Below are 24965 nucleotides of genomic sequence, written 5' to 3' on the forward strand. Positions count from 1 at the left end.
GAGGCGGCATGATCCGGAAGCGACGGCGGTTCGAGCTCAGGAAGACGCTGTTCCTGCTTCCGAACCTGATCACGCTCTCATCGATATTCTGCGGCTTTGACTCGATCCGGCGCTCGGCGACAGCGCAGTCGGAGGACGATTTCTACCGCGCCGCGCTGCTGATCGTCTTCGCGATGTTCTTTGACACGCTCGACGGGCGCGTCGCGCGGATGACGAAGACCCAGAGCGCCTTCGGCCTGCAGATCGACTCGCTGGCCGACATCGTCTCGTTCGGCGTGGCGCCGTCGATGCTCGTGTACCAGTGGACGCTGCACCGCTTCGACCTCGCGGGGCTGCTCGTCTCGTTCTTCTTCACCGCGTGCGGCGCGGTCCGGCTGGCTCGCTTCAACGTCCTCTCGATGGGCGAGGCGGGCAAGCCCACGAAGCCGTCCAAGTACATCGTCGGCCTGCCGATCCCGGGCGCGGCGGGGATCCTTGTGTCGATCGTTGTCGCGAACCACGCCGCCGCCGGCGCGATCGGCGGCGAGCGCTACGCGTCGGCGATCCTCGCGACCACGACGATCCTGTCGCTGCTGATGGTCTCGACCATCCGGTTCCGCTCGTTCAAGGATCTCCGCCTCAACGTCCGGACGGTGCTCTTCGTCGCGTTCGCGGTCGGGTCGAGCGCGGTGATCTCGACGCAGCTCCAGCCGGCGTTCGTGCTCGTGTGGCTGCTCGGCTTCTACGTGCTGCTCGGGATCTTCGAGTCGCTCTGGCACCTGCCGGCGCGCCTCCGCGGCCTGCCGCGGGACTCGGCGCCTCCGCCCAGGGTGCCCCCGGCGGCCTGACGCCCGTCTTCTCCGGCCCGCCCGTCGCCGTCCCACCGCTCGGGCCTGTTTTTGAGTAGACTGGGCGCGATGAAGAACCGCGTGTTCTTTCCGCAGGCCGCGCTCGACGACTGGATCGCGAGCGACCGCGTCGATCTGAACAACGACGAGCTTCTGATCAAGACCGAGGGGCGCCGCTACAAGATCATCGAGGCGATCCGCGTGCTGCGCGAGGTGACCGGCTCGGCCGACATCCACGAGGTCCTCGGCAGGGTCAAGACGCGCGCCTTCCTCCGGGAGCTCGGCGCGGAGATCCTCGAGGGCTCCATGATCATCGGCGACAACGCCTACGACGTGATCCCGGGGTTCATCGGCGCGCCGGTGGGCACGTTCGCCGAGCACCGCAAGGCCGCGCCGGCGGCGACCGCGACCAACAGCAGCCTGACCACCGACGAGGAGCTCCTCGCCGCGTTCCTGACGAGCGACATGTAGCCGTGTCGCATCGCGCCGCGGCGGCGCCGCCGCTGGAGCAGCGCCGGCGGAGGCGACGCGCTGACAGCGGGAGCTCCGGGGCGCTCGGCCTGGCTCTTCTGTGCAGTCGGGCCCGTTCTTACGAGAGTACGCCTCCGCCTCTGCGGCCGGCGGGCCATCCCCGGTGAGGCAGGCTATAACGGGGGCCATGCCCGAGGTCCTCTCCGGGATCAGCTTTGTGCTCGCGCTGCTGTTCTACGGCGTCGCGAGCGCCCTCTTCTTCATCGACGTCGCCGGCAGCCGCTCGCGGCTCCCCTCCGCGACCGATCTCGCTGGGCTCGGCGCGGGGTCGCACCACCATGATCCCGCGGCGCGGCCGAGCGCCGCGGCCGCGCCTCCCTCGCGGCACGCGCCCCTGCTGCTCGGCCTCGGCGCCCTCGGGCACGCGACCTACGTCACGTTCGCCAGCTTCGTCGCGCGGGTCTGCCCGGTCCATTCCGTTCACTTCATGCTCTCGGTCGCGTCCCTCCTCGCGATCGCCGTCTACCTCGTCGCCCGCCGTCGCTTCCGCATCGACGCGCTCGGGCTGCTCATCGGGCCGCTCGGGCTCGCCTTCCTGCTCGGCACCTTCTTCCTCGGAAAGCCGCACCCGGAGCCGAAGCTCAGCCCGCTGTTCATCGCGGCCCACGTCATGGCGAACCTGCTCGGCATCGCCCTCTTCCTGCTCGCCGGCGCCTCCGCCGCGCTCTACCTCGTCCAGGAGAAGCGGCTCAAGAAGAAGCGGCACGTCGAGCGCATGGGCAGCCTCCCGCCGCTCGACACCCTCGACCGCGCCGTCCACCGCTTCCTGATCGCCGGCTTCCCCTTGCTGACGCTCGGCATCGTCACGGGCACGTACTGGGCGCACCAGCTCGAGATGGGCAACACCGAGGAGGTGATGCGCGCCATCTTCGGCTACGCCACCTGGCTCCTCATCGCGCTCGTGTTGCTCCTGCGCGCCGCCGCGGGCTGGCGCGGCCGGCGCGCGGCGTACGGCACCATCGCGGGGCTCGCCTGCGCCGCGGCGGTGCTCGTCATCTATCTCGTCCGCCCCGCCGCGGGGCTCGGAGGCTAGGGGCAGTTGATCTTCGTCGGGCTCTCCCACAAGACCGCGCCCATCGAGGTGCGCGAGCGGCTCGCGATCGGGCGGAGCCAGCTCCCCGAGGTGCTCGCGCGCCTCACCGCCCACCCCGCCATCGCGGAGGCGCTCGTGCTGTCCACGTGCAACCGCGTCGAGGTCTACGCCTCACCGCGTCGGCCGGCGTCGGGCCTCCCCCGCGTCGGGGGCGCGCCGATGTCGCCGCCGTCGCTCGATGACGAGCTCTCGCTCGACAACGAGGCGCTCCGCGCCGCCGTCTCGGTCCTCGTCGGCGTCGGCGGGGACGCCGTCCGCGGCCACCTCGCCGGCCGGGTCGGCAGCGATGCCGTCGTCCACCTCTTCCGCGTCGCCGCCTCGCTCGACTCGATGGTCGTCGGCGAGCCGCAGATCCTCGGCCAGATGAAGGAGGCCATCGAGATCGCCCGCGGCGCGAAGACCCTCGGCGCCCGGCTCGGCCGCGCCGCCCACCGCGCGATCAAGGTCGGCAAGCGCGTGCGCACCGAGACGGCGATCGGCGCCGGCCAGGTCTCGGTCTCCAGCGTCGCCATCGATCTCGCCCGCCAGATCTTCACGGATCTCGCCGGCCGCACGGCGCTGCTCATCGGCGCCGGCGAGATGGCCGAGGCCGCCTCGAAGCTCCTCGTCCGCGCCGGCGCCCGCCTCGTCGTCGTCAACCGGAGCCCGGAGCGCGCCGCCGCGCTCGCCCGCGAGGTCGGCGGCGAGCCCCGCCCCTGGGCCGAGCTCGAGCGCGCCGTTGTCGACGCCGACATCGTCGTCTCGTCGACCTCGAGCCCGAGCTACGTGGTCACGCTCGATCTCGTCCGCCGGGCCCGCAAGGCCAGGAGGGGCAGGAGCCTCTTCCTCATCGACATCGCGGTCCCGCGCGACATCGACCCGGCCGTCAACAAGCTCGACAACGTCTATCTGTACGACGTCGACGACCTCTCGCAGATCGTGGCGCAGTCCGTCGAGGGGCGCGCCGCCGAGGCGGCGCGGGCCGAGGCGATCGTCGTGGACGAGGCGCAGGCGTTCGAGGCGTGGACGCTCGAGCGCGCCCTGACGCCCACGATCGTCGGCCTGCGGTCCCGCACGCGCTCGATCCTCGCCGCCGAGGTCGAGCGCAGCCTCTCCGGCAAGCTCCGGCACCTCGGCCCGGCCGAGCGCCAGGCGCTCGCGCTCATGATCGACGCCGCCACGAACAAGCTGCTCCACGTGCCCACCACCCGCCTCCGCGCGATGGCCGGCGATCCCCGCGTCGCCGAGCACGTCGACTCGCTCCGGGAGCTGTTCGACATCGACGACGCCCTGATCGACAGCGGCGTCACCCGGGCGCTCGCCGAGGGGGAGCTGCGCGACGCCGCGGACGATCGGCGCACGCCGGTGTCCGCCCGCGGGGCGGAGCCGCCCGCCTCCGGCGACCGCAGCGGCGACCCCGCGCTCCGGCAGGCCGGGCCGCGCCCCCACGCCGCGGAGGACAACGGCCACTATGCCCGGCCGTCGGGCGCGCGTCCCCAGCCCGCCGAGGCCAGCGTCCTGGCCGTCGCGAATCCATCGGCGGCCGTGAGCGCGGCTGGGTTAAAAGGAGCGTGACCTACATGGAGCTCACCCTCGCCACGCGCCGATCGGCGCTCGCCCTCGCCCAGTCCCGCGCCTTCGCACGCTCTCTCGAGGCGGCGGTGCCCGGCCTCACCCTCCGCGAGCTCGAGGTGGTGACCTCGGGCGACAGGACCCAGGATCGATCGCTCCAGGACATCGGCGGCAAGGGGCTGTTCATCAAGGAGCTCGAGGAGGCGCTGCTGGATCGGCGCGCCGACTTCGCGGTCCACTCGATCAAGGACGTCCCCGCCGAGATCGCCCGGGCGCTGTGCCTCGCGTGCATCCCCGCGCGGGAGGATCCGCGCGACGTGCTCGTCACCCGGAGCGGCGCCCCGCTCGCGGAGCTGCCGGCGGGGGCCCGGGTGGGCACGTCGAGCCTCCGCCGCGCTGTCGCGCTGCGCGAGGCGCGCCCGGACCTCCAGATCGAGCCGGTCCGCGGCAACGTCGACACCCGGCTCCGCAAGGTGGTCGACGGCGCTTTCGACGCCATCGTGCTGGCGCTCGCCGGCCTGAAGCGGCTCGGCCTCGCGGACCGCGCCACGGAGGTGCTGTCGCCCGAGGTGTCGCTGCCGGCGATCGGCCAGGGCGCGCTCGGCATCGAGTGCCGCACGGACGACAGCGCCGTGCGCGACGTCCTGGCGGCGCTCGCGGACCGCGAGACAACGACCTGCGTCACGGCGGAGCGCGCCGTGATGGCCGCCGTGGAAGGCAGCTGCCGGACCCCGGTGGCCGCCTACGCGGTGCGAGACGGCGACGCGCTCTGGCTGCGCGCGTTCCTCGCCGACCCCGACGGCTCCCGGCTGCGGCGGGCAGAGCGTCGCGTCGCGTGGCCCGGCGACCTGCGCGAGGCAGCGCGCCTCGGCGAGGACCTCGGGGCGGAGCTCAAGCAGGGCTGAGGCGCCCAGCCGAGCTCCGGAGCCCCGACCTCCGGAGCGCCCGGCGCTTTCCACGCCCGCGCGTCCGTGCGAGACGAGGGCCCGCCGGCGGTCTACCGCCGCCCAGCGCTCCATGCCGGGCTACGTCGCCCTCGTCCTCCACGCCCACCTGCCGTACGTGCGGCACCCCGAGCACGCCCGTTCGCTCGAGGAGCGCTGGCTCTTCGAGGCGCTCTGGGAGTGCTACCTCCCCTTGCTCGGCGTCCTCGATCGCCTCGCCGCCGATCGCGTCCTCGCCCCGCTGACCGTCTCCGTCTCGCCGTCGCTCCTCGCGATGCTGCGCGACGAGCTGCTCCTGCGCCGGTTCGAGGATCACCTCCGCCGGCTCACCGCGCTCGCCGCCCGGGTCGAGGCCCGCTTCGCCGGGAGCGGCTTCGCGCCCGCCGCCGCGTTCTACAGCGCGCGGCTCGCCGACGCGGCGAGCGCCTGGGCCGCGCTGGGCGGCGACGTCCCCGGCGCCCTGGTCCGCCACGCCCGTGCCGGCCGCGTCGAGCTCCTCACCACGGCCGCGACGCACGCCTACCTGCCCGGCCTGCTCCCCACGCCGGCGTCGATCCGGGCGCAGCTCCGGCTCGGCCGCCGCGCGTTCGCGGCCCTCACCGGCGCGCCCGAGCCCCGCGGCTTCTGGCTGCCCGAGTGCGCCTACGCGCCGCCCATCGACGCCGAGCTCGCCGCGGCCGGCGTCCGCTTCACCGTGCTCGACGCCCACGCCCTGACGCTCGCCGCGCCGCCCGCGTCCGCCGGCGCCGCCGTCCCCGTCCTCTCGCCGTCGGGCGTCGCGTGCTTCGGGCGCGACCGCGACAGCGCCCGCGAGGTCTGGTCGCGCGACGCCGGCTACCCGGGCCACCCTGCCTACCGCGAGTTCTACCGCGACGTCGGGCTCGACCTGCCCGAGCGCGAACTCGAAGGCGAGATCGGCCCCGACGGCGTCCGGCTCATGACCGGCCTCAAGCTCCACCGCGTGACAGGGCCCGGCGCCGACAAGGCGCCCTACGACCCGGCCCGCGCGTCCGCGCAGGCGCGCGCGCACGCCGCGGAGTTCGTGGCCCGCCGCGAGGCCGCGCTCTCGTCGATCCGCGGCGCCGCCGCCCCGCCCATCCTGGTCGCCCCCTACGACGCCGAGCTCTTCGGTCACTGGTGGCTGGAGGGCCCCGAGTTCCTCGAGCACGCCCTGCGCGGCCTCGCGGCCTCGGCGCGCGCCGTCCCGATCGCGCTCGGCGCCTACCTCGAGCGCCACCCGCCCGCGGAGGTCGTCGAGCCTGCCGCCTCGACGTGGGGCGAGGGCGGGTTCGGCGCGTTCTGGACCGGCCCGAGCGCGGCGCGCCTGTGGCGTCACGCCCACCACGCCGAGCGCGCGGTGCTGGACGCGCTCTCGCGTCGCCGCGACGCGGGAGGCCTGCCCGGCCGCGCGCTGGATCAGGCGATCCGCGAGCTCCTCCTCCTTCAATCGAGCGACTGGGCGTTCATGATGTCCGCGGGCGAGATGGTCTCTTATGCAGGAGCGCGCGCCCGCGCCCACGCGGCCCGAGCACGCCGGCTCGCGGGCCTCGCCCTGCAGCCCTCGGCCGCGGCCGCCGATCTCGCCTGGCTCGACGCCGTCAGCGCGCTCGACCCTTTCCTCGCCGAGCTCACGGGCCCGGCGCTCCGCGACGCCTTCGATCCGTGGCGCTGAGTCGCTCTCCCTCACCCCCACCTCATCCCTGCTCCCACGCGCACAGAGCCTCTCCCCGGGACATGTCATTCCACCCTAATTGAATTATTTTGTGGCGGTATTCTCGCCGTGGCGGCTGACCACCGGCTCCATGCCGCAGCGATCGTCGGATCCGTGGCGGGCGCGAGCGGCTCGTCCGCCCGCCCCCCGGCGCCTCTGGGCCCGTGTTTCAGCGTTTCCGGCGCGTTTTTCGGGAACATGACCGGCCATTCACTTTCCCGTTCCATTGCCGCTCGCGGGGCGAAGCAACCTCGAGGACGCCGCGCAGCACGTTTTCCTCGGGCGGAGCAGCACGAAGTGCGAGGCGGACGTAGACATGGCCCGGAGCACCCCCTTGATGACCGGCCGGTCAGCACCCTACTGTGGTGCCCGCCAGCTTTGCTCCTGGACCGCACCGGCAGGCGCTGGCAAGAACCGGGCGAACTCCCCATGACACATCCTTCTTGCGGACCCGAGCGCCCTATCGCTCGACGGGTTTTCGGCGCTCGTAGCGTCGCCTCGAATCACTCCCGCGCCGCCCTCGTCGCGGCGCTGCTCGCGGCCCTCGCGGTGCCCACGCTGACCGCTTGCCGCAACTCGGACGCGGGCACTCAGCCGGCGCGCGACACCGCGGCGCCCCGCGAGAAGCCCGCCGTGCGCTTCGGGAAGGTCACCACGCGCCCGCTCGCGAAGACGCTCGACGTCAGCGGCACGCTCGTCGCCGACGAGACGAGCGAGGTGGCCACGCAGGTGGCCGGCCTGGTCCTGAGCGTCGCGGTCGACGTGGGCTCCCGGGTCAAGAAGGGCGACCCGCTCGTCGTGCTCGACGCGCGCAACGCCGCGCTCCAGTCGCAGGCGGCCTCCGCCGCCGTCGCGCAGGCCCGCGCCAAGCTCGCGCTGCAGGAAGGGGCGTCGCCGAAGGGGATCGATCCCGACCAGGTGCCCGAGGTCCGCGCCGCGAAGCAGAGCATGGAGCTCGCGAAGTCCGAGGCGGAGCGCGTGAAGCAGCTCTACGACCAGGGCGCCGTCGCGCAGTCGACCTGGGACGCGGCGCGCACGCAGGCGCAGAACGCGGCCGCGCAGTACGACGCCGCGGTCAACGGCATCCGCGCGACGGTCGCGGCGCTCACGTCCGCGCAGGCGCAGGCGGGGCTCGCCTCGAAGTCGGTCGCCGACACGACGGTCCGGGCGCCGTTCGACGGCGCCGTCGCCGAGAAGCGGATCAGCGTCGGCGAGTTCGCGGGCCCGGGCCGCGTCGTCGCGGTCGTGGTCCGCGACAACCCGCTGCGGCTCCGCATCGACGTGCCCGAGTCGGACATCGCGCAGATCGAGGTGGGCAAGGCGGTCAGCGTCTCCGTCGCCGCCTTCCCGGGCCGCCTGTTCCCGGGCGTCGTGAAGCGGATCGGCGCGAGCCTCAAGGAGTCGTCGCGCACGCTCCCCGTCGAGGCCGAGTTCGACAACAGCGAGGGGAAGCTCCGCCCGGGGCTCTTCGCGCAAGGCCAGCTCGCGCTGACCGGCGAGTCAAGAACGGCGATCCTCGTGCCCGAGGCGGCGGTCGGCACCTCCGGGACGAGCGCGCGTGTGTTCGTGCGGGCGGGCGATCGCGTGACCGAGCGGCTGGTCAAGACGGGCCGCAAGATCGAGGGCCTCGTCGAGGTCATCGGCCCGCTCACCGAGGGCGAAGAGGTCGCGATCGACAAGGTGGACCAGCTCGCGGATGGCATCGAGGTCGCTGCGGCGCAGTGAGCCGAGCGCACCGGCGTCTCATTACTGAAGAAAGGTAGCGACCATGCAATGGCTCGCGGCAATCTGCATCCGTAGGCCGGTGTTCGCCTCGGTGATCGTCCTGCTCCTCACGGTGCTCGGGGCGTTCTCCTACTTCGGCCTCGGCGTGGACCGGTTCCCCAAGGTGGAGTTCCCGTTCATCGTCGTGACGACGATCCTCCCCGGCGCGGCGCCCGAGGAGGTGGAGACGGAGATCTCCGACAAGCTCGAGTCCGCGGTCAACACCATCAGCGGCATCGACGAGCTGCGCTCGGTCTCGGTCGAGGGCCTGAGCCAGGTCATGATCTCCTTCCAGCTCGAGAAGGACGTCGACGTGGCCGCGCAGGAGGTCCGGGACAAGGTCGAGGGCGTCCTCGCCGAGCTCCCGGAGGGCATCGAGCCGCCGGTCGTCGGCAAGCTGGACCCGGACGCCGCCCCGATCCTCACGCTCGCCATCTCGTCCCCCAAGGCGAACGTCCGCGAGGTGACCGAGTTCGCCGACAAGACGCTGCGGCGCGAGCTGGAGTCGCTCCCCGGGGTCGGCCAGGTGCTGGTCATCGGCGGCCGCAGCCGCCAGATCAACATCTGGATCGATCCGGAGAGGCTCGAGAAGTACTCGCTGACGGGCGGCGTCGTGGCGCAGGCGCTCGCGAGCCAGAACGTCGAGGTCCCGGCCGGCCGCATCGAGCAAGGGGGCAGGTCGCTCACGCTGCGGACGCGCGGCCGCGTGCAGTCGGTCGAGCAGATGGCGGACATCGTGCTCGCGAACCGCGACGGCTACTCCGTCCGGCTCGGCGACGTCGCGGAGGTCCAGGACGGCATGGCAGAGCAGGAGTCGGCCGGCTTCCGCGGCCTCGACCCGGCCGTGCTCCTCAGCGTCCGCAAGCAGAGCGGGACGAACACCGTCGAGGTCATCGACGGGCTCAAGGCGCGCATCCGCGAGGTCGAGAAGCGCCTCCCCGCGGGCTACCAGATCGTCATCGCGCGCGATCAGTCGGAGTTCATCAAGAACTCCGTCAACGCCGTGAAGGAGCACCTCGTGCTCGGCGCGCTGCTCGCCGCGATCATCGTCGCGCTGTTCCTCGCGAACGCCCGCAGCACGATGATCTCCGCGATCGCCATCCCGACGAGCATCATCTCCACGTTCGCGCTGATGAAGGTGGCGGGCTTCACGCTCAACGGGATCACGCTCCTCGCGCTGACCCTGGCGGTCGGCATCGTGATCGACGACGCGATCGTCGTCCTCGAGAACTGCTACCGCTGGATCGAGGAGAAGGGCTTGAACCCGTGGGAGGCGGCGCTCCAGGGCACGCGGGAGATCGGCCCCGCGGTGCTCGCGACGACGCTCTCGCTGATCGCTGTGTTCGTCCCCGTCGCGTTCATGAGCGGCATCGTCGGCCGCTTCCTGAACTCGTTCGGCCTCACGATGGCGTTCTCGATCCTGGTGTCGCTGATCGTGAGCTTCACCCTGACGCCGATGCTGTCGGCGCGGTGGCTGAAGAAGCCGGAGAAGCACGCCGGCCACAGCTCCAAGGAGTCGCGCTTCTACGGGCCCATCGAGCGCGGCTACATGGCGCTCCTCCGCTGGTCGATGGCGCACCGCTGGGTGATCGTGCTCGCCTCGCTCCTGGCGCTCTTCTCGATCCCGGTGCTGGGCGGCCTCGCGAAGTTCAACTTCCTCCCGACCGAGGACGAGTCGCAGTTCCAGGTCAGCATCCGCGCCCCCGAGGGCGTGAGCCTCGACGGGACGCGCGTCCTCGCCACGCGGCTCGCGTCGGACCTGGAGAAGATCCCGGGCGTGCTCTACACGCTGACGACGATCGGCGACGACCCGCAGAAGACGCCGAACCTCGCCAACATCTACGTGAAGCTCAAGCCCGCGAGCGAGCGCGACCTGTCCCAGCAGGACCTCATCGACCGCGCCCGGCGCGAGCTCAAGCCGAAGTTCGACGCGGAGAAGCTCCGGGCGAACATCGGCCCCGTGCCCGCGTTCTCCGGCGGCCAGAGCGCACAGATCGCCTACCAGGTGCAGGGCCCCGACCTCCAGCGGATCGGCCAGTACTCCGACGCGTTGCTGGAGAAGCTCAAGGCGATGCCGGGCGTCGTCGACCCGGACACGTCGCTGCTCGTCGGCAAGCCGGAGATCCGGGTGATCATCGACCGCAAGAAGGCCGCCGATCTCGGCGTGCAGGTCGGCGACGTGGCCAGCACCCTGCGCCTGCTCGTGGGCGGGTACAAGGTGTCGACCTACAACGAGGGCGGCGAGCAGTACGAGGTGCGCGCGCGCGCGCTGCCGAGCTTCCGCTCGGACAAGGAGGGCCTCGCGAAGATCACGGTGCCCTCGGCCAAGCTCGGCGCGGTCACGCTCGACAACGTGGTGACGTTCGCGGAGGGGACCGGCCCGTCGCGCATCGAGCGCTACAACCGCCAGCGGCAGGTCATGCTCACGGCCAACCTGGAGGCGGGCTACTCGCAGCAGACCGTCGTCCAGGAGCTCGACAAGGCCGTGTCGCAGATGAACCTCGCGTCCGGCTACTCCGCCGGTCCGGTCGGCGCGTCGAAGGAGCTCGTCAAGATGATGAGGAGCTTCCTTGTCGCCCTCCTCCTGTCGCTCGTCTTCATGTACCTGGTGCTCGCCGCGCAGTTCGAGTCGTGGCTGCACCCGATCACGATCCTCCTGTCGCTGCCGCTCACGGTGCCGTTCGCGTTCATCGCGGTCATCATCTTCCGGCAGTCGCTCAACATCTTCTCGCTGCTCGGCATCGTCGTGCTGTTCGGCGTCGTGAAGAAGAACTCGATCCTCCAGATCGACCACACCATCAAGCTGCGCGAGCACGGCCTGCCGCGGGCGCAGGCCATCCTGGAGGCGAACCGCGACAGGCTCCGGCCGATCCTCATGACCACGCTCGCGTTCGTGGCCGGCATGATCCCGCTGGTCGCCTCGAGCGGCGCCGGCTCGGGGACGAACCGCGCGACCGGGTTCGTGATCATCGGCGGGCAGACGCTGGCGCTCCTCCTGACGCTGCTCGCGACCCCGGTCGCCTACTCGCTCTTCGACGATGCCTCGTCGTGGCTGAAGCGGGTCCTGCCCTTCATGCGGGGCAGCGACGACCAGGGGGACCCGCGCGGGGCGGGCGGCGCTGCGCCGCCCGGCGGGGGGCCCGTCGCAGCGGAGCCTCACGGCGCCGCGGCGCGCGTCGCTGTCGCGCACGAGGGCGGCCGGCCGGCGCAGGCCCACCTCGACTGACCGCACCGGCCGGCTTCGCTCCGGGGCCGCGGCGCGCCGCGCCAGGCTCCCGGAGCGACAGCGGCGCGGCGACGCTCACCCGGGGTCGCCGTGCACCTTGCGCAGGATCACATCCAGCAGACCGTCGAACGCGTCGCGCATCGCCCAGGCCTGCGCGGCGTTGTCGTCGAGCACGGCGGCCTTGCGGCGGCCCTCGGCGAGCGCCTGCTTCGGGCCCCTGCACGCGCGGCCGATCCGGCGCTCCATGTCGAGCGCGGCTCCCTCGTAGATGTGATAGCAGGACGCGAAATCTCCCTCGTTGTAGAGCGGCGAGCCGACCTGGATCGCGCCGTCCATCGTCCGCGCCAGCACGAGGAGATCGCCCTCCGTGCAGCCGCGGAGCACCGAGAGCGCGTGGTGGGGGACCGACCGCTTGACGGCCGGGAGCGCGCGCTCCTCCTCGGCCGTCTCGGCCGCGAACGTCGACAGCGGGACGGGATCGGGGCGCACGAGCAGCTTCTTGAGGTAGTCCGCGGGCACGCCGAAGTTGAGGTTCTGCCCCTGCGTCGCGACCGCGGCGGCGACGCCGATCACCTCGCCGCGCTCGTTGAACAGCGGCCCGCCCGACGAGCCTGGCGCGATCGGCGCGGAGATCTGCAGCAGCGTCAGCGCGGGGTCGACAACGCGGACCGCGCTCACGAGGCCGTTCGACACGGTGTCGGCGAGGCCGAGCGGATGGCCGATCGCGACGACCGGATCGCCAGGGCGGACCGCGAGGCTGTCGCCGAGGGGCAGCAGCGGGAGCTTCCGCGGCGCGTGGATCCGGACGATCGCGAGGTCGCGCTCCTCGTCGAACGCGAGCACCTCGAGCACCGGGTGCTCGCTCTCGTCCCAGAGGACGACCTTGAGATCCGGGATCCCGGCGATGACGTGGAAATTCGTCGCGATCCAGCCGTCCTCGCGGATGAGGAAGCCCGCCCCCAGCGAGCCGTCGCCGCGGATCGTGACGACCGCCGGCGTGGCGCGCGCCGCGATCTGGGCGGGCGTCATCACGGCGGCGGGCTGCGACGCGGAAGCCGCCGGCTGGCCGGATGAGCCCGCGCCGCAGCCGAGCGCCGCGAGCGCCGCCGCGGCGACGAGCCCGGAGAGCCGCGGCCAGCCGGGTCGTCGCGGGGGTCGGCGGCGGGAGGGAGGAGCGGCGCAGGGGCGCCGGTCGTCGTCATGGAGCTCGCCTGGCAGGCTGCGGTGATTCATGTCGCTCCCCGGGGCGCCGCTCAGGAGCGAGCACCCACCACCAAGCGTAACGAAGACCCGTCGGATCGTCTCGCGCGCCCGGAGAAAATTGAGGCGTGACCGCATATGCTGTCGCGGTGAGCCAGAACCACGACGCGCGCGATCCGATCTTCGCCCTCAGCGACGAGTTCGTCGCAGCCTTTGCCGCCCAGTGCCCTGCCCATGCCACCCTGGCGGGCCTCCCGTGCGACGACGGCGCGTGGAACGACTGGAGCCCGAGCGGCGCGGCGTCCTGGGCCTCCACGGTCGCGTCCTTCCAGGGGCGGCTCCGGGCGCTGCCGCCTCCTCGCGGACCGGAGGCGCGGTGGGGCCGCCTCGCACGCCGTGTCATGGCCGAATACATGGACGAGCGGCTCGACGATTTCCGCCACGACGAGCACCTGCGCGACCTCAACAACATCGAGTCGGCGTTCCAGCACCTCCGGATGGTCTTCGACCTCATGGACCTCCAGAGCGCCGCCGGCTGGGACGCCGTTGCGTCGCGCCTGGAAGGCCTGCCGCAGGCCTGCGACAGCTACCGTGCGTCCCTGGAGGAAGGGCGCCGGACGGGGAAGGTCGCCGCGCGTCGCCAGGTGCGCGCCGTCATCGAGCAGGCGCGCTACCAGGCGGGCGAGGCGTCGTTCTTCCTCACGCTGCCGGCCGCCTACGAGGCGTCCGGGCTCGCCACGGGCGCTGGCCGCGCGCGCCTCGCCGCCGGCGCCGAGCGGGCGCGCGCCGCGTTCGGCGCCTTCGCCGGCTACCTGGAGCAGACGTACCTGCCCAGCGCCCGCGTCGAGGACGCTGTGGGAGAGGAGCGCTACCTGCGCCACGCGCGCCGCTTCCTCGGCGCGAGCATCGACCCGATGGAGACCTACGCCTGGGGGTGGTCCGAGGTGCACGCGATCGAGGCCCGGATGACCCGCCTCGCCGCCGAGATCCTCCCGGGCGCGTCGCTGCCCGAGGTGATCCAGGTGCTCGAGACGGACCCGGGCCGGTGCGCGCCAGGGCCCGAGGAGTTCCTCCGCGTCATGTCCGAGCGCCAGCGCAAGGCGCTCGCCGAGCTCGACGGCGTCCATTTCGACATTCCCGCGCCCATCCGCCATATCGAGGTGAAGATGGCCCCGCCGGGCGGCGCGCTGGGCGCGTACTACGTACCCCCGAGCGACGGTTTCAAGCGGCCCGGCACCATCTGGTATGCCCCAGGCTCGAAGCGCGTGTTCCCGCTCTACGAGGAGATCACCACGGCGTACCACGAGGGCTTTCCCGGCCATCACCTGCAGTGCGGGCTCCAGGTGTACCTCGATGATCGGCTGAGCCGGCTCCACCGCTTCCTGGTGGTGAACTCCGGTCACGCCGAGGGGTGGGCGCTCTACGCCGAGCAGCTGATGTACGAGCTCGGCTATTTCGAGCGCCCCGATTACGTGCTCGGGATGCTCGCGGGCAAGCTCGCGCGCGCCTACCGCGTCGTCCTCGACATCGGCATGCACCTCGGTCTGCCGATCACCGAGCGCGCCCCGCTCCACGCCGGGGAGCCGTGGCGCTACGAGACCGCCGTCGAGTACCTGCACCGCCGAGCGTTCCTCACGCCGGAGCACGCGCACAGCGAGGCGACGCGCTACCTCGGCTGGCCTGGGCAGGCGATCTGCTACAAGGTCGGCGAGCGGGTCGTCCTGGAGCTGCGCGAGGAGCTTCGGCGCCGGCAGGGCGAGGCCTTCAATCTGAAGGCGTTTCACGCCAGGGTGATCGGCTCCGGATCGGTCGGGCTAGACCACCTGCGCGAGATCGTCCTCGGCGACGACGCGGACGACGCCGCGCCCTGAGCGGCGCTTCGCCCGGCTCCACGGCCGCGCCTTCGCTCCAGCGCGCCGGGGGCCCTGGCCGGCCCTCGCGGCTCGACGCCGGGCCGCGCGCGTGCCAATCGAGGCGGGTGAGCTCTCCTCCAGCGAGCGCAGCGAGCGACGCCCCCGAGGCGCAGCCGAGCGGCTCGGACCTCTGCACCGCGTGCGGCCTGTGCTGCACGGGGCTGCTCTTCGACATCGCGCCGCTCGAAGAGCACGAGCTTCCGCTCGCCGAGAAGCTGCGCCTGCCGCTCGCCTGCAACCAGTACCACGACGCCTTCAGGCTGCCGTGCCCCTGCCATCTCGACCGCAAGTGCACCGTCTACGAGGCGCGCTTCTCGGTGTGCAGCAGCTATGAGTGCGGCCTGCTCCGGCGCTGCAAGGCGGGCGAGGTGCCGCTCGGCGAGGCGCTGTCCCGCGTCGAGCGCGTGGTCCGCCTCGCGGACGCCGTGCGCCGGCGCGTGCCCACGCTGGAGCCTCCCCGCCCGCTCTGGGACGAGGCCCGCGAGCACCTCCGCCGGCGTGACGCCGAGGACGCGTCGCCGGCATGGCGGAGCGAGCGCGCCTCGCTCGTCGCCGCGCTCGACGAGCTCAGGGGCGCGTGCAGGGAAGGGCTCGACCCTTAGATTCGCGGGGCCCCGGGGAGGCCGCCGCAAGGAGGCGGGAGATCGGGAGCGGTGTTTCCTGTCTCGTCGCGATGGGATCGATCCATAGATCGCATCACCGCCCTTCGCGGAGATCTCCCATCGTCCTTCTCCCGTACAACCCGGCAGATCCCGCAGGACAAGGCGGTGCACGGAGACTCCTGTGCTTCGTCCGGGGCAAGCGTGATCCGTCCTCGAACTGGCGCCTCGAGCCTCGCATCGACAGGCTCCTCCCGGCCTCCCGGCGTCTTGCTCCGCGCCGTATAGTTGGCTGATGGAACCGAAGATCCGCCGGATGACCAACAAGTATTCTGCCGTGGCCGCAGTGACGAGCTTCATCACGCAGCCGATCCCCGGCGCAGATGAGTTGATCGTGGTTCCCATTCATTACCACTTTGCCATGTCGCTGACGCGAACCCGGGGCGTGCCGCTCCTCGCCGCCCCGTGGCTCCAGGTCAGCAAGATCATCTGGGGCGGAGCGGCGGTGCGGCTCTTCGCCAACTTCACGCTCGGCCTCGTCCCCGTCGCCGGTCTCTTCTCCAATGCGATCACGGCCGTCGCCCTGACCGAGCTCCTGGCCCGCTACCTCGACGGCGCGCTGAGCGCCCCTGCGTCGCCGCCCGCGGTCTCCGTGAAGACCATCAGGGACGCCGTCGAGGGACCGCTCCGGGCGTGGAGAGCGCCGCGGGTCTGGTCCGGGATCCGTCGCGCTTTCCGGAGAACAGCCCCTGTGTCAGCTCCTGCGGGGTGAGGGGCCCTGTCCCGCTGCCGGGCAGCGCGGAGCTCGCGCCGCCTCGCCACCTCCAGCGGTGACGCGACCCGGGCCCAGGGAACCGGCGGCGCCGGGGCACGCGCACCACACCGCTGCGCGCGGGGAGCGCTCGACGCCGGCCGGCCACGTCGCGCGCCGCGTCCGCAGGGCGCCGCCGGCGCCCCGGCGGGGCCGCCGCCGTCCCCGTGAGCGCGCGGCTGTCTCTCCTGGCGATCGCCGCCCGGATCGAATAGATCCCCGGCCATGCTCTCCGAGACCCGCGAGAAAGTCCTGGACATCAAACGGCGCTTTGAGGCGCTAAGGGGGCATCTTTGACGTCCCTAAGCTCGAACGGATGCTTCAGGACCTGACCCAGACGACGCTGTCGTCGGGGTTCTGGAACGATCAGGAAAAAGCCCAAGTCGTCCTCCGCAAGCGCGCCCAGGTCGAGGCGAAGCTCGAGATGGCGCAGAAGCTCGGTCGCGAGATCGAGGATCTCGCGGAGTACCTCGAGCTCGGCGCCGCCGAGGGCGACGAGGGCGTCATCGCCGACGCCGACGCGCAGGCCGAGGCGATCGCCGCGCGCCTGCGCAAGGCCGAGCTCGATCGCATGCTGGCCGGCCCCGCCGACCGCGGCAACGCCATCGTCAGCATCCACCCGGGCGCCGGCGGCACCGACGCGAAGGACTGGGCGTCCATGCTCCTCCGCATGTACCTGCGCTTCTGCGAGCGCCGGGGCTACAAGACGGAGATCATCGACTACCAGGACGGCGACGAGGCCGGCATCGACGCCGTCACCTTCACGGTGAGCGGCGACGCCGCCTACGGCTATCTCCGGTCCGAGGCCGGCGTCCACCGCCTCGTCCGGATGAGCCCGTTCAACGCCGATCACACGCGTCAGACCGCGTTCGCCGCCGTCGAGGTCACCCCGGACAGCGACGACGAGATCAACATCCAGGTGAATGAGAAGGACATCGAGATCACGACGATGCGCGCCGGCGGCAAGGGCGGGCAGAATGTGAACAAGGTCGAGACAGCCGTTCGCCTGCGGCACATCCCGACCGGCCTCAACATCGTGTGCCGCGCCGAGCGCAGCCAGCACCAGAACCGCGCGATGGCGATGAAGGTCCTCAAGGCGAAGCTCTACGAGATGGAGCTCCAGAAGCGGGAGGCCGAGGTCCAGGCCTACAACGCCGCGAAGAGCGCCATCAACTTCGGCAGCCAGATCAGGAACTACGTCCTCGCGCCCTACCGGCTCGTCAAGGACGTCCGCACCTCCACCGACGCCACCGACGTGGACGCCGTCCTCGACGGCGATCTCGATCGCTTCATCGAGGCCTACCTGCTCGCCGCGGCGGGCGGCTCGCTCCGGAAGGGCGGCGCCGTCGCGGAGGACGACGCTCCGTGAGCCAGCAAAAAGACAAGCCGAACGACAGGAAGACCGAGCGCCTCATGCAGGAGGCCGCCGAGGCCGCGCGCGCCGAGGAGACGCTGATCGCCACCCGCAAGGCGAAGGCGGCGCGCCTCCGCGCCCGCGGCGAGAACCCGTTCGCCAACGACGTCACCGCGGGCGAGCCGCTCACCGAGCTCGCGGCCGTCCGCGCCCGCTTCGACGGCGCGCGGGCCGCGGCCGAGCCCAGGCCCGAGGGCGCGGCGCCGGAGCGGCCCGCCGCGCCGACGGCGGATCGCTACGATCCGGCGCGCGTCGAGCCGCTCCCGTTCCGCGTCGCGGGCCGGGTCCTCTTCGTGCGCTCGTTCGGCGGCGTCACCTTCGTCCGGCTGCGCGACCGCACCGGCGAGCTCCAGCTCTACTGCGAGCAGGGGAGCCTCGCCGACTTCGAGCGGCTCGAGGACGTCGATCTCGGCGATTTCGTCGAGGCCCACGGCGTCGCGATGGCGACGCAGAAGGGCGAGCTCTCGATCCGGGCCGAGCGCCTCCGGCTGCTCACGAAGGCCTACCGCCCGCTGCCGACGAAGACGAGCTTCAAGGACGTCGAGTCGCGCTACCGCATGCGGTACGTCGATCTCGTGGCCAACCCGCACGTCGCGGGGATCTTCCGCGCCCGCACGGCGATCGTCGCCGCGCTCCGCGAGTTCCTCGACGCGCGCGGCTTCCTCGAGGTCGAGACGCCGACGATGCACACGCTCGTCGGCGGCGCGACAGCGAAGCCGTTCAAGACCCACCACAACGCGCTCGACCTCGAGCTCTTCATGCGCATCGCGCCCGAGCTCTTCCTGAAGCGGCTCGTGGTCGGCGGCTTCGAGCGCGTGTACGAGATCGCGCGCTGCTACCGGAACGAGGGGCTGTCGACGCGGCACAACCCCGAGTTCACGATGATCGAGTACTACCAGGCGTACGCGACGTACGAGACCCTGATGGACGCGACCGAGGCGATGCTCCGCCACGTCGACGCCCGCCTCGCCGAGCGGCTCCCGGCCGAGCACGCGGCCTGGGCCGCGCAGCGCCCGTTCTCGCTCGATCGCTTCGCGCGCGTCCCCATGGCCGAGGGGATCGCCCTCGCCCTCGCGAAGTCGGGCCTCCCGGCGGACGTCCCGCAGCGCGTCGCCGCGGACGACGCGCCGATCAAGGAGTGGGCGAAGGCGGCGAAGGCGAGCGGGCGCGAGATCGACTGGGCGAACTTCCGCGCGGGCGCGAAGAAGTGCGAGTCGCCCGGCGAGCTCGTCTTCTGCGCCTACGAGTACGTGCTCGAGCCGTTCCTGACGCGGGACTACCGCACCGAGTCGGGCGACAGGAGCGTCCCCGTCTTCATCATCGACTATCCCTTCGAGGTCTCCCCGCTCGCCCGCAAGAAGGACAGCGACCCTGCGCTGGTCGATCGCTTCGAGCTCTTCATCGACGGGCGCGAGCTCTGCAACGCCTTCAGCGAGCTCAACGATCCCGAGGACCAGGACGCGCGCTTCCGCGCGCAGGTCGCCAAGAAGTCGCGGGGCGAGGAGGAGACGATGGATTACGACGCCGACTACGTCCGCGCCCTGGAGCACGGCCTCCCGCCGACGGCGGGCTTCGGCATGGGGGTCGATCGCCTGACGATGCTCCTCACCGGCGCGACGTCGATCCGTGACGTCATCCTGTTCCCCCTCCTGAGGCCTGAAGCGAGTGCCGCTGATACCTAAGCCCGTCTACATCGCCTTCCTCGTCGCGGTGGCCGTGGTGAGCGTGCTGCTCGTCATCCGCGGCGTCCGCCGCATGAAGACGAGCCTGCCGCGCGCGCTGTTCTGGTGGTTCGGCGGCCTGCTCGGCGTCTCGTTCGGCGTCCTCTCGACGATGGCGGCCCGCCTCCCGGTGACCCGCGGCTCCACGCCCTTCGTCCTCCAGAACGAGCTCATCCGCTTCGGCGCGCTCGGCACCGGGGTCATCTTCCTGCTCATCTCGCTCGCGGCGCTGCTCCCGGTCATCCTCGACGCCATGGAGCGGCGGAGCTTCGTCTCCTACGTGGGCGCGCGCCACGTGCGCGCCACGAAGAGCGGCTTCCTCACGGTCATCTCGGTGCTCTCGATGGCCGGCGTGGCGGTGAGCTCGTGCGCGCTCTGCTCGGTGACGAGCATCATGGGCGGCTTCGGCGCCGATCTGAAGCGCAAGATCCTCGGGAACAACGCGCACATCGTCATCGACGCGACCCGCCCCGGCGGGTTCGGCGACTGGGAGGACACGCTCACGGGGGTCCGCGTCGCGCTCGCCTCGCGCGGCGGCGCCGCGACGCCCGTCGTCGCGGGCGAGGCCATGGGCTCCAGCGCCTCGAACACGGCCGGCTCGCTCGTGCGCGGGATCGATCCCGACTCGATCAGCCAGGTCATCGACCTCGTCAACAACATCGAGGTCGGCAAGTTCGAGTACCTGCGCGATCCCGAGAAGCTGACGAGCTTGCCCCCCGAGGAGGTCATCGGCCGCGGCCCCGGCGGGGAGCCGTACTTCAAGGGGCCTGATTTCCGCCAGCCGACGGACGTCGACCCGTCCGTGCGCGAGTACCTCAAGCAGCAGACCCGCGTGTACCCCGGCGTCATCATCGGCCGTGAGCTCGCGAAGTCGCTCCACGTGCTCGTCGGGGACGAGATCACGCTCCTCTCGCCCATGGGCGAGCTCGGCCCCACCGGCGTGATGCCGCGCTCCCGCAGGTTCCGCGTGGCGGCGATCTTCTACAGCGGCATGTACGAGTACGACGTCACGCACGCGTACGTGCTGATGGAGGAGGCGCAGAAGTTCTTCAGCCTCGAGGGCAAGATCACCCACATCGACATCCGAGTCCCGGATCCCGAGCGGGTGCAGGAGGTCCGCCCGGCCGTCGAGGCCGCGGTCGCCGCGAGCGCTGCGGCGGCGGACGAGGTGCCCGACGGCGGCAAGCCGCCCCCGGCGCTCCGCGTCCGCGACTGGATGGAGATGAACAGGAACCTCTTCAGCGCGCTCAAGCTGGAGAAGATCGCGACCTTCATCATCCTGTCCATCGCCATCGCCGTCGCGAGCTTCTGCATCGTCTGCACGCTGCTCCTCATGGTGACGGAGAAGGGCAAGGAGATCGCGATCCTGAAGGCGCTCGGGGCCTCCGACAACGCCGTGATGCGCGTGTTCATGCTCGAGGGCATCATCATCGGCGCCATCGGCACGGTCTTCGGCGTCGGCACCGCGCTTGCGTGCTGCACGGGCCTGTCCTGGTTCGGCGTCCGGCTCGACCCGGACGTCTATTACATCGACCGGCTGCCCGTGAACGTGAACGGCTCCGACTATGCGATGGTCGCTGTGGCGGCGCTGATCATCTGCACCATCGCCACCCTCTATCCTGCCCGCGCCGCCTCGAAGCTCTCTCCGGTCGACGGGCTTCGTTACGAGTAACCAATCCCATGTCCACTCCGCTCGTCGTCGTCGAAGATCTCCGCAAGACGTTCGTCCACATGGGGCGCGAGCTCCACGTACTCTGCGGCATCGACATCGTCATCAACCAGGGCGAGGTCGTGGCGTTCGTGGGCCCCTCCGGCGCCGGCAAGAGCACGTTCCTCCACTGCATCGGCACGCTGGACCTCCCGACGAGCGGCCGCATCCGCCTGGGCAACGATGAGCTCACCGGCCTCTCGAGCTCGCGCCTCGCGGCGATCCGGAATCGGACGATCGGCTTCGTCTTCCAGTTCCACCACCTGCTCCCCGAGTTCAATGCGGTCGAGAACGTGATGATGCCGGGCCTCATCCAGGGGAAGACCCGCCGCGAGATGGAGCCGCTCGCGCGCTCGCTCCTCGCCGAGGTCGGGCTCGCCGAGCGCGCCACGCACCGCCCGGGCGAGCTATCCGGCGGCGAGCAGCAGCGCGTGGCCCTGGCGCGGGCGCTCGTCCTGTCGCCGAAGCTCCTCCTCGCCGACGAGCCGACCGGAAACCTCGACACGGCGACGAGCGACTCGATCCACCAGCTCTTCTTCGAGATGAACCGAAAGCACGGCACCACGATCGTGGTGGTGACGCACAACCTCAGCTTCGCCGAGTCGATGCCGCGCGTGGTGACCATGCGCGACGGCGCCATCGAGAGCGACCGCATCGGCAGCGACCGCGCCGCGGCCCTCGGCTACCGCGCCGGCTCAGCCGGATAGCCGCTCGCTCAGGAGCTCGGCCGCGCGCAGCGACATCGCCATGATGGTCATCTGCGGGTTCACGCCGAGCGACGAGGGTATCGCGCTCCCGTCGCACACGTAGAGCCCGGCGACGTCGTGCGCCTGGTGGTCCAGCCCGAGGCACGAAGAGCGCGGATCCACCCCGATGCGGCACGTCCCGAGCGGGTGGAACGCGGCGATGTCGAGGTCACCCGCCTTGATCGGCTGCGCCCTCAGCCGCTCCAGGTCACCCGGGCCGTTCACCTCGTCGCAGCCGGCGACGAGCGGCAGGACCCGCCGTGCCCCCGCGGCCAGGAACACCTCGCAGAGCAGCTCGATCCCGCGCTGCATCCTCGCGACGTCCTCCTGGTTCATCGTGTAGAGCACGAGCGGCGTGCCCCCGATCCCGGGCCTCACCTCTCCGCGGCTCGTGTCCTTGATCATGAACCCGAACGTCGCGAGGTGCGGATACTGCTCCATCAGCTCCGTGTAGCGGTGCCCCGTCCACGGCACGGCGAGCGCGGCGACGTCGAACGGGAGCGAGCCTCCCTCGAACATCAGCCCTTCGTCGGCGAAGTGGTCGATCTGGTAGCCCTGCGGGATGCCCTGCCACTGGTCGATCCGCTCGTCGAAGAGCGCCATCACCTTCGAGGCCGGGTGGATCGACAGGTTCTTCCCGAGCATCCCGCTCGCGAGGCACGCGCCGCTCCGGCGCAGGAGCAGCGGCGTCATGAGCGCGCCCCCCGCCACGACGACGGCCTCCGCCCTGACAACGAGCCGCGGCCGCCGCCGTCCCGGCCCGGCTCTGCCCCCGCTGGTCTCGGCCCGCGTGTCGCCGCCGAGGACCGCCGTCGCGCCCCGCGCCCGCCCGGCCACGATGTCGATCGTCCTGACGCGCGCCGCCGTGATGAGCTGCGCGCCGCGCTTCAGCGCCTCGGGCACGTAGCTCACGTCGGTCGAGCGCTTCGCCCCGGTGGGGCAGCCGAAGCAGCAGATCCCCTGGCCGTCGCAGTCCGGCGCGTTCCGCTGGAGCGGCCCGTGCCGCAGGCCGAGCCGCTCCGCGCCGCGCCGGACGATCGGCCCGATCGCCCCGAGGTGCAGCGGGTCGGCCGGGGCGACCTGGAGCATGCGCTCGACGCGCTCGTAATACGGCGCGAGCCCATCGGACGAGAACTCCGCGGGCAGCCCCATCCCGCCTCGCCACGACGCGAAGGTGGTCTCCGGAGCCCGGTAGCACGTACCGGAGTTGATCACCGTGCTCCCGCCGACGGCCCGCCCGGCGAACACAGGGATGCTCACGTTCCCGACCGCCATGTCGAGCCCGTGATCGCGGTACATGTCCCGGTACGCGCGCGCGGGCCGTCCGGTGAAGCTCGCCCGCCGGTGGTAATCGCCCTCCTCGAGCATGAGCACCGCGTGCCCCCGCGACGCGAGCTCGTAGGCGGCGGCCGCGCCGCCGGCCCCTGTGCCGATCACGAGCACCTCGCACTCGAGCTCCAGGTCCTCCTCGACCTCGCGGCCGTTCGTCACCTGCGCCAGCCAGCGGGGCTCCTCGTTGCGCACCGTGGGCAGCTCGTACCGGCAGCCGACGTGCTGGAACATCTCGGGCTGGTCGTAGTGGAGGAACCGGAGCGGCGTGAGCACCGCGCGGAGCAGCGAGCGCAGGGCCCGCGCGCGGCTCTGCTCGAAGCCGCGGAGCACCTCCATCCGCTCCTCCAGCGGCAGCGCCGACAGCGGCCTGAGCCGCGTCGGCACCGGCGCGAGCTCCATGGCCCACAGCGCCGCGCGCAGCCCCTGCGCGAGGTGCGGCGGGATCGACCCGAGCCAGCCCGCGAGGCGTCTGGCGGTGGCCGCGCCCGCGCCCTCGAGGAAGCGGCCGGGCGGCATGGCCGCCTCGGCGAGCGCGGCGGCGATGCGCCTCTCCCGCTCCGAGAGCCCGGGCTCCGCGCCCGCGCCGCCCGCTGCCACCGACGCGCCCTCGGCGCCGCGCTCGTCCTGCTTCGCCGCCCCGGCCCGGAGCTCCCTTCGCTCCAGCGCGGGCCAGCGCCTGAAATCGAGGTCCAGTCCCAGGGCCATCGCCGTTCGAACCTCCTTCGAGACTTCTGTTAATTCTGTAGCAACAGAATCGTCACAAAGCAAGGCGGCCTGAGCCGCGGGCGCTGCGCGTTCCGGACGAAGCGCGCAGGCGCTCCCGGCCGTGATCACGGCATGGGCAGGACCCAGAGCGGCGCGAGGGGGTGCAGGTCGAGGTGCTGCCAGGCGTCCTCGGCGATCGCCAGGCCGCGCGCGCCCTCATCGCGGAAGCTCGCGGTGACCGCGCGGAAGTAGGGGGCGTCGGGGCGCTCGAGCGCGACGATGCCCTTCGGGTCCGACGGGCCCGGCGCGAACGGGCGTCCCGCCTTCGCCCGGCGCGTGTCGCTCACGAGCGAGATCTCGTCCATGCGGGCGGTGAAGTGCGGCCCGCCGTCGAACGGATCGACCCGGTGGGCGTAGCGGAAGCCGATGCGGCGCAGGAGCTTCTCGACCCCTCGGGTCTGCGCGCCCACCTTGCCGATCACGCGCTGCGCGTCGTCCGGCAGCAGCGAGGCGTAGAGGGTCCCCTCCGGGAAGAGCCCTTTGATGAACTCCTTGTTCTTCTTCGAGAGGAGGTCGGCCTCGGCATAGCTCATGTCGGTGAACTTGCGCCCGAGCGCTTCCCAGAGGTGGCTTGTCCCGTCCGGCTCGAGCGGGGGCATCAGCTCAGCGAGGATCTCTTCCTGGAAGAGCTCCGGACGCGCGGCCATGTAGAGGAAGCGAACATAGGAGATCATCGTGCCGAGCCGCTCCGGCCCTTGCCGGTAGCCCGGCATGAGCACGAGTCCCCCGATCTCGGTGGGGCCGTTGTACGAGTAGCCGATGCGCAGCACGGTGTGATGGAAGTGCTTGTCGATCGTGGCCGAGTACTTCTCCTCGTCGAGCACGTCGAAGAAGATGTAAGGGATGCCGCGCCGGCCGAGCTGCGCGATGATCATCGACGTCCCGACGATCGTCCCCTTGCCGCCCTTCGTCAGGTCGACGAGCACGAAGACGTATTGGCGCAGGCGCGGGTCCGTGATCGCCCCGCTGAAGCTCTTGTGGCTCTCGGCGACGATCTCGTGGATTGCGTCACGGTTGTTCGGCAGGTTGACCGAGTTCAGGTGGCGCGCGACATCGAGGAGCTGCTCCTCGTCGCCGGTCACGGCTGCGCGAATTTCGAACGAGATCAT

At 71.7% G+C, this 24965-nt stretch carries 18 protein-coding genes; 15 read left to right on the plus strand and 3 right to left on the minus strand.

Annotation, left to right across the window (positions count from 1 at the left end; all coding sequences use genetic code 11):
- The first annotated feature begins 8 nt into the window (after positions 1 to 8).
- The 8 genes from pssA (at position 9) to WMF42_RS07845 (ending at position 11647) form a co-directional block, all read left to right on the plus strand.
- The gene (pssA, locus tag WMF42_RS07810) at positions 9 to 827 is read left to right on the plus strand and encodes a CDP-diacylglycerol--serine O-phosphatidyltransferase (protein WP_061609195.1); all 819 of its coding nucleotides are present in this window, start codon (positions 9 to 11) and stop codon (positions 825 to 827) included.
- Between the two features lie 69 nt (positions 828 to 896).
- Positions 897 to 1298, plus strand: coding sequence for a hypothetical protein (locus tag WMF42_RS07815; RefSeq protein ID WP_061609196.1), 402 nt, complete (start codon positions 897 to 899; stop codon positions 1296 to 1298).
- 187 nt (positions 1299 to 1485) lie between these two features.
- Positions 1486 to 2391, plus strand: a complete 906-nt coding sequence (locus WMF42_RS07820) for a cytochrome C assembly family protein (RefSeq protein ID WP_061609197.1) — start codon at positions 1486 to 1488, stop codon at positions 2389 to 2391.
- A gap of 6 nt (positions 2392 to 2397) precedes the next feature.
- A complete protein-coding gene (gene hemA / locus WMF42_RS07825) occupies positions 2398 to 4005 on the plus strand; it encodes a glutamyl-tRNA reductase (RefSeq protein ID WP_061609198.1) in 1608 nt (535 codons plus the stop codon).
- Positions 4006 to 4010: 5 nt separating this feature from the next.
- On the plus strand, positions 4011 to 4907 hold the full coding sequence (gene hemC, locus WMF42_RS07830) for a hydroxymethylbilane synthase (RefSeq protein WP_061609222.1): 897 nt from the start codon (positions 4011 to 4013) through the stop codon (positions 4905 to 4907).
- A 112-nt stretch (positions 4908 to 5019) separates the two neighbouring features.
- Positions 5020 to 6618 carry a glycoside hydrolase family 57 protein gene (locus WMF42_RS07835; protein ID WP_437691245.1) on the plus strand — a complete coding sequence of 533 codons (1599 nt, stop codon included), beginning with the start codon at positions 5020 to 5022 and terminating at the stop codon, positions 6616 to 6618.
- Positions 6619 to 7290: 672 nt separating this feature from the next.
- A complete protein-coding gene (locus tag WMF42_RS07840) occupies positions 7291 to 8382 on the plus strand; it encodes an efflux RND transporter periplasmic adaptor subunit (protein ID WP_437691247.1) in 1092 nt (363 codons plus the stop codon).
- 43 nt (positions 8383 to 8425) lie between these two features.
- Positions 8426 to 11647 carry an efflux RND transporter permease subunit gene (locus tag WMF42_RS07845; RefSeq protein ID WP_061609201.1) on the plus strand — a complete coding sequence of 1074 codons (3222 nt, stop codon included), beginning with the start codon at positions 8426 to 8428 and terminating at the stop codon, positions 11645 to 11647.
- Between the two features lie 75 nt (positions 11648 to 11722).
- Here WMF42_RS07845 and WMF42_RS07850 read toward each other — a convergent pair whose 3' ends face one another.
- On the minus strand, positions 11723 to 12880 hold the full coding sequence (locus tag WMF42_RS07850) for a S1C family serine protease (RefSeq protein WP_434046268.1): 1158 nt from the start codon (positions 12878 to 12880) through the stop codon (positions 11723 to 11725).
- Positions 12881 to 12975: 95 nt separating this feature from the next.
- Here WMF42_RS07850 and WMF42_RS07855 point away from each other — a divergent pair, with 95 nt between their 5' ends.
- The 7 genes from WMF42_RS07855 (at position 12976) to WMF42_RS07885 (ending at position 21720) form a co-directional block, all read left to right on the plus strand.
- Entirely contained in the window at positions 12976 to 14718 is a 1743-nt protein-coding gene (locus WMF42_RS07855) for a DUF885 domain-containing protein (protein ID WP_437691250.1), read from the plus strand.
- A gap of 107 nt (positions 14719 to 14825) precedes the next feature.
- Positions 14826 to 15362, plus strand: coding sequence for a hypothetical protein (locus WMF42_RS07860; RefSeq protein ID WP_061609204.1), 537 nt, complete (start codon positions 14826 to 14828; stop codon positions 15360 to 15362).
- 292 nt (positions 15363 to 15654) lie between these two features.
- Positions 15655 to 16131 carry a hypothetical protein gene (locus WMF42_RS07865; RefSeq protein WP_437691252.1) on the plus strand — a complete coding sequence of 159 codons (477 nt, stop codon included), beginning with the start codon at positions 15655 to 15657 and terminating at the stop codon, positions 16129 to 16131.
- Between the two features lie 264 nt (positions 16132 to 16395).
- Positions 16396 to 17539, plus strand: a protein-coding gene (prfB, locus tag WMF42_RS07870; RefSeq protein WP_199693749.1) for a peptide chain release factor 2 whose coding sequence is annotated in 2 segments (ribosomal slippage) — positions 16396 to 16464 and positions 16466 to 17539 — 1143 coding nt in all. Because the reading frame shifts where the segments join, the coding sequence is not laid out codon by codon here.
- A 44-nt stretch (positions 17540 to 17583) separates the two neighbouring features.
- Positions 17584 to 19266, plus strand: a complete 1683-nt coding sequence (gene lysS / locus WMF42_RS07875; RefSeq protein ID WP_437694227.1) for a lysine--tRNA ligase — start codon at positions 17584 to 17586, stop codon at positions 19264 to 19266.
- On the plus strand, positions 19250 to 20977 hold the full coding sequence (locus tag WMF42_RS07880) for an ABC transporter permease (protein ID WP_233561746.1): 1728 nt from the start codon (positions 19250 to 19252) through the stop codon (positions 20975 to 20977). The genes lysS and WMF42_RS07880 overlap by 17 nt, the downstream gene beginning before the upstream one ends.
- A gap of 8 nt (positions 20978 to 20985) precedes the next feature.
- Positions 20986 to 21720, plus strand: coding sequence for an ABC transporter ATP-binding protein (locus WMF42_RS07885; RefSeq protein WP_061609208.1), 735 nt, complete (start codon positions 20986 to 20988; stop codon positions 21718 to 21720).
- Here WMF42_RS07885 and WMF42_RS07890 read toward each other — a convergent pair.
- Both WMF42_RS07890 and WMF42_RS07895 read right to left on the minus strand, forming a co-directional pair.
- Positions 21709 to 23796, minus strand: coding sequence for a GMC family oxidoreductase (locus WMF42_RS07890; RefSeq protein WP_061609209.1), 2088 nt, complete (start codon positions 23794 to 23796; stop codon positions 21709 to 21711). The two genes, WMF42_RS07885 and WMF42_RS07890, sit on opposite strands and share 12 nt — an antisense overlap.
- A 125-nt stretch (positions 23797 to 23921) precedes the next feature.
- Positions 23922 to 24965 (minus strand): arginine N-succinyltransferase, encoded by a 1044-nt coding sequence (locus tag WMF42_RS07895; RefSeq protein WP_061609223.1) that lies wholly within the window; start codon positions 24963 to 24965, stop codon positions 23922 to 23924.

It is taken from the genome of Sorangium sp. So ce176 (assembly GCF_051519835.1).
In the GTDB taxonomy this organism is placed as follows: Bacteria; Myxococcota_A; Polyangia; order Polyangiales; family Polyangiaceae; genus Sorangium; species Sorangium cellulosum_G.

Bases quoted from the DNA above. Each gene is read 5' to 3' on its own strand.
- WMF42_RS07895 (WP_061609223.1), bottom strand. From the start codon at position 24,965: ATGATCTCGTTCGAAATTCGCGCAGCCGTGACCGGCGACGAGGAGCAG.
- WMF42_RS07885 (WP_061609208.1), top strand. From the start codon at position 20,986: ATGTCCACTCCGCTCGTCGTCGTCGAAGATCTCCGCAAGACGTTCGTC.
- WMF42_RS07815 (WP_061609196.1), top strand. From the start codon at position 897: ATGAAGAACCGCGTGTTCTTTCCGCAGGCCGCGCTCGACGACTGGATC.
- hemC (WP_061609222.1), top strand. From the start codon at position 4,011: ATGGAGCTCACCCTCGCCACGCGCCGATCGGCGCTCGCCCTCGCCCAG.
- WMF42_RS07845 (WP_061609201.1), top strand. From the start codon at position 8,426: ATGCAATGGCTCGCGGCAATCTGCATCCGTAGGCCGGTGTTCGCCTCG.
- WMF42_RS07850 (WP_434046268.1), bottom strand. From the start codon at position 12,880: ATGAATCACCGCAGCCTGCCAGGCGAGCTCCATGACGACGACCGGCGC.
- WMF42_RS07890 (WP_061609209.1), bottom strand. From the start codon at position 23,796: ATGGCCCTGGGACTGGACCTCGATTTCAGGCGCTGGCCCGCGCTGGAG.
- pssA (WP_061609195.1), top strand. From the start codon at position 9: ATGATCCGGAAGCGACGGCGGTTCGAGCTCAGGAAGACGCTGTTCCTG.
- lysS (WP_437694227.1), top strand. From the start codon at position 17,584: ATGCAGGAGGCCGCCGAGGCCGCGCGCGCCGAGGAGACGCTGATCGCC.
- WMF42_RS07820 (WP_061609197.1), top strand. From the start codon at position 1,486: ATGCCCGAGGTCCTCTCCGGGATCAGCTTTGTGCTCGCGCTGCTGTTC.
- WMF42_RS07835 (WP_437691245.1), top strand. From the start codon at position 5,020: ATGCCGGGCTACGTCGCCCTCGTCCTCCACGCCCACCTGCCGTACGTG.
- WMF42_RS07865 (WP_437691252.1), top strand. From the start codon at position 15,655: ATGGAACCGAAGATCCGCCGGATGACCAACAAGTATTCTGCCGTGGCC.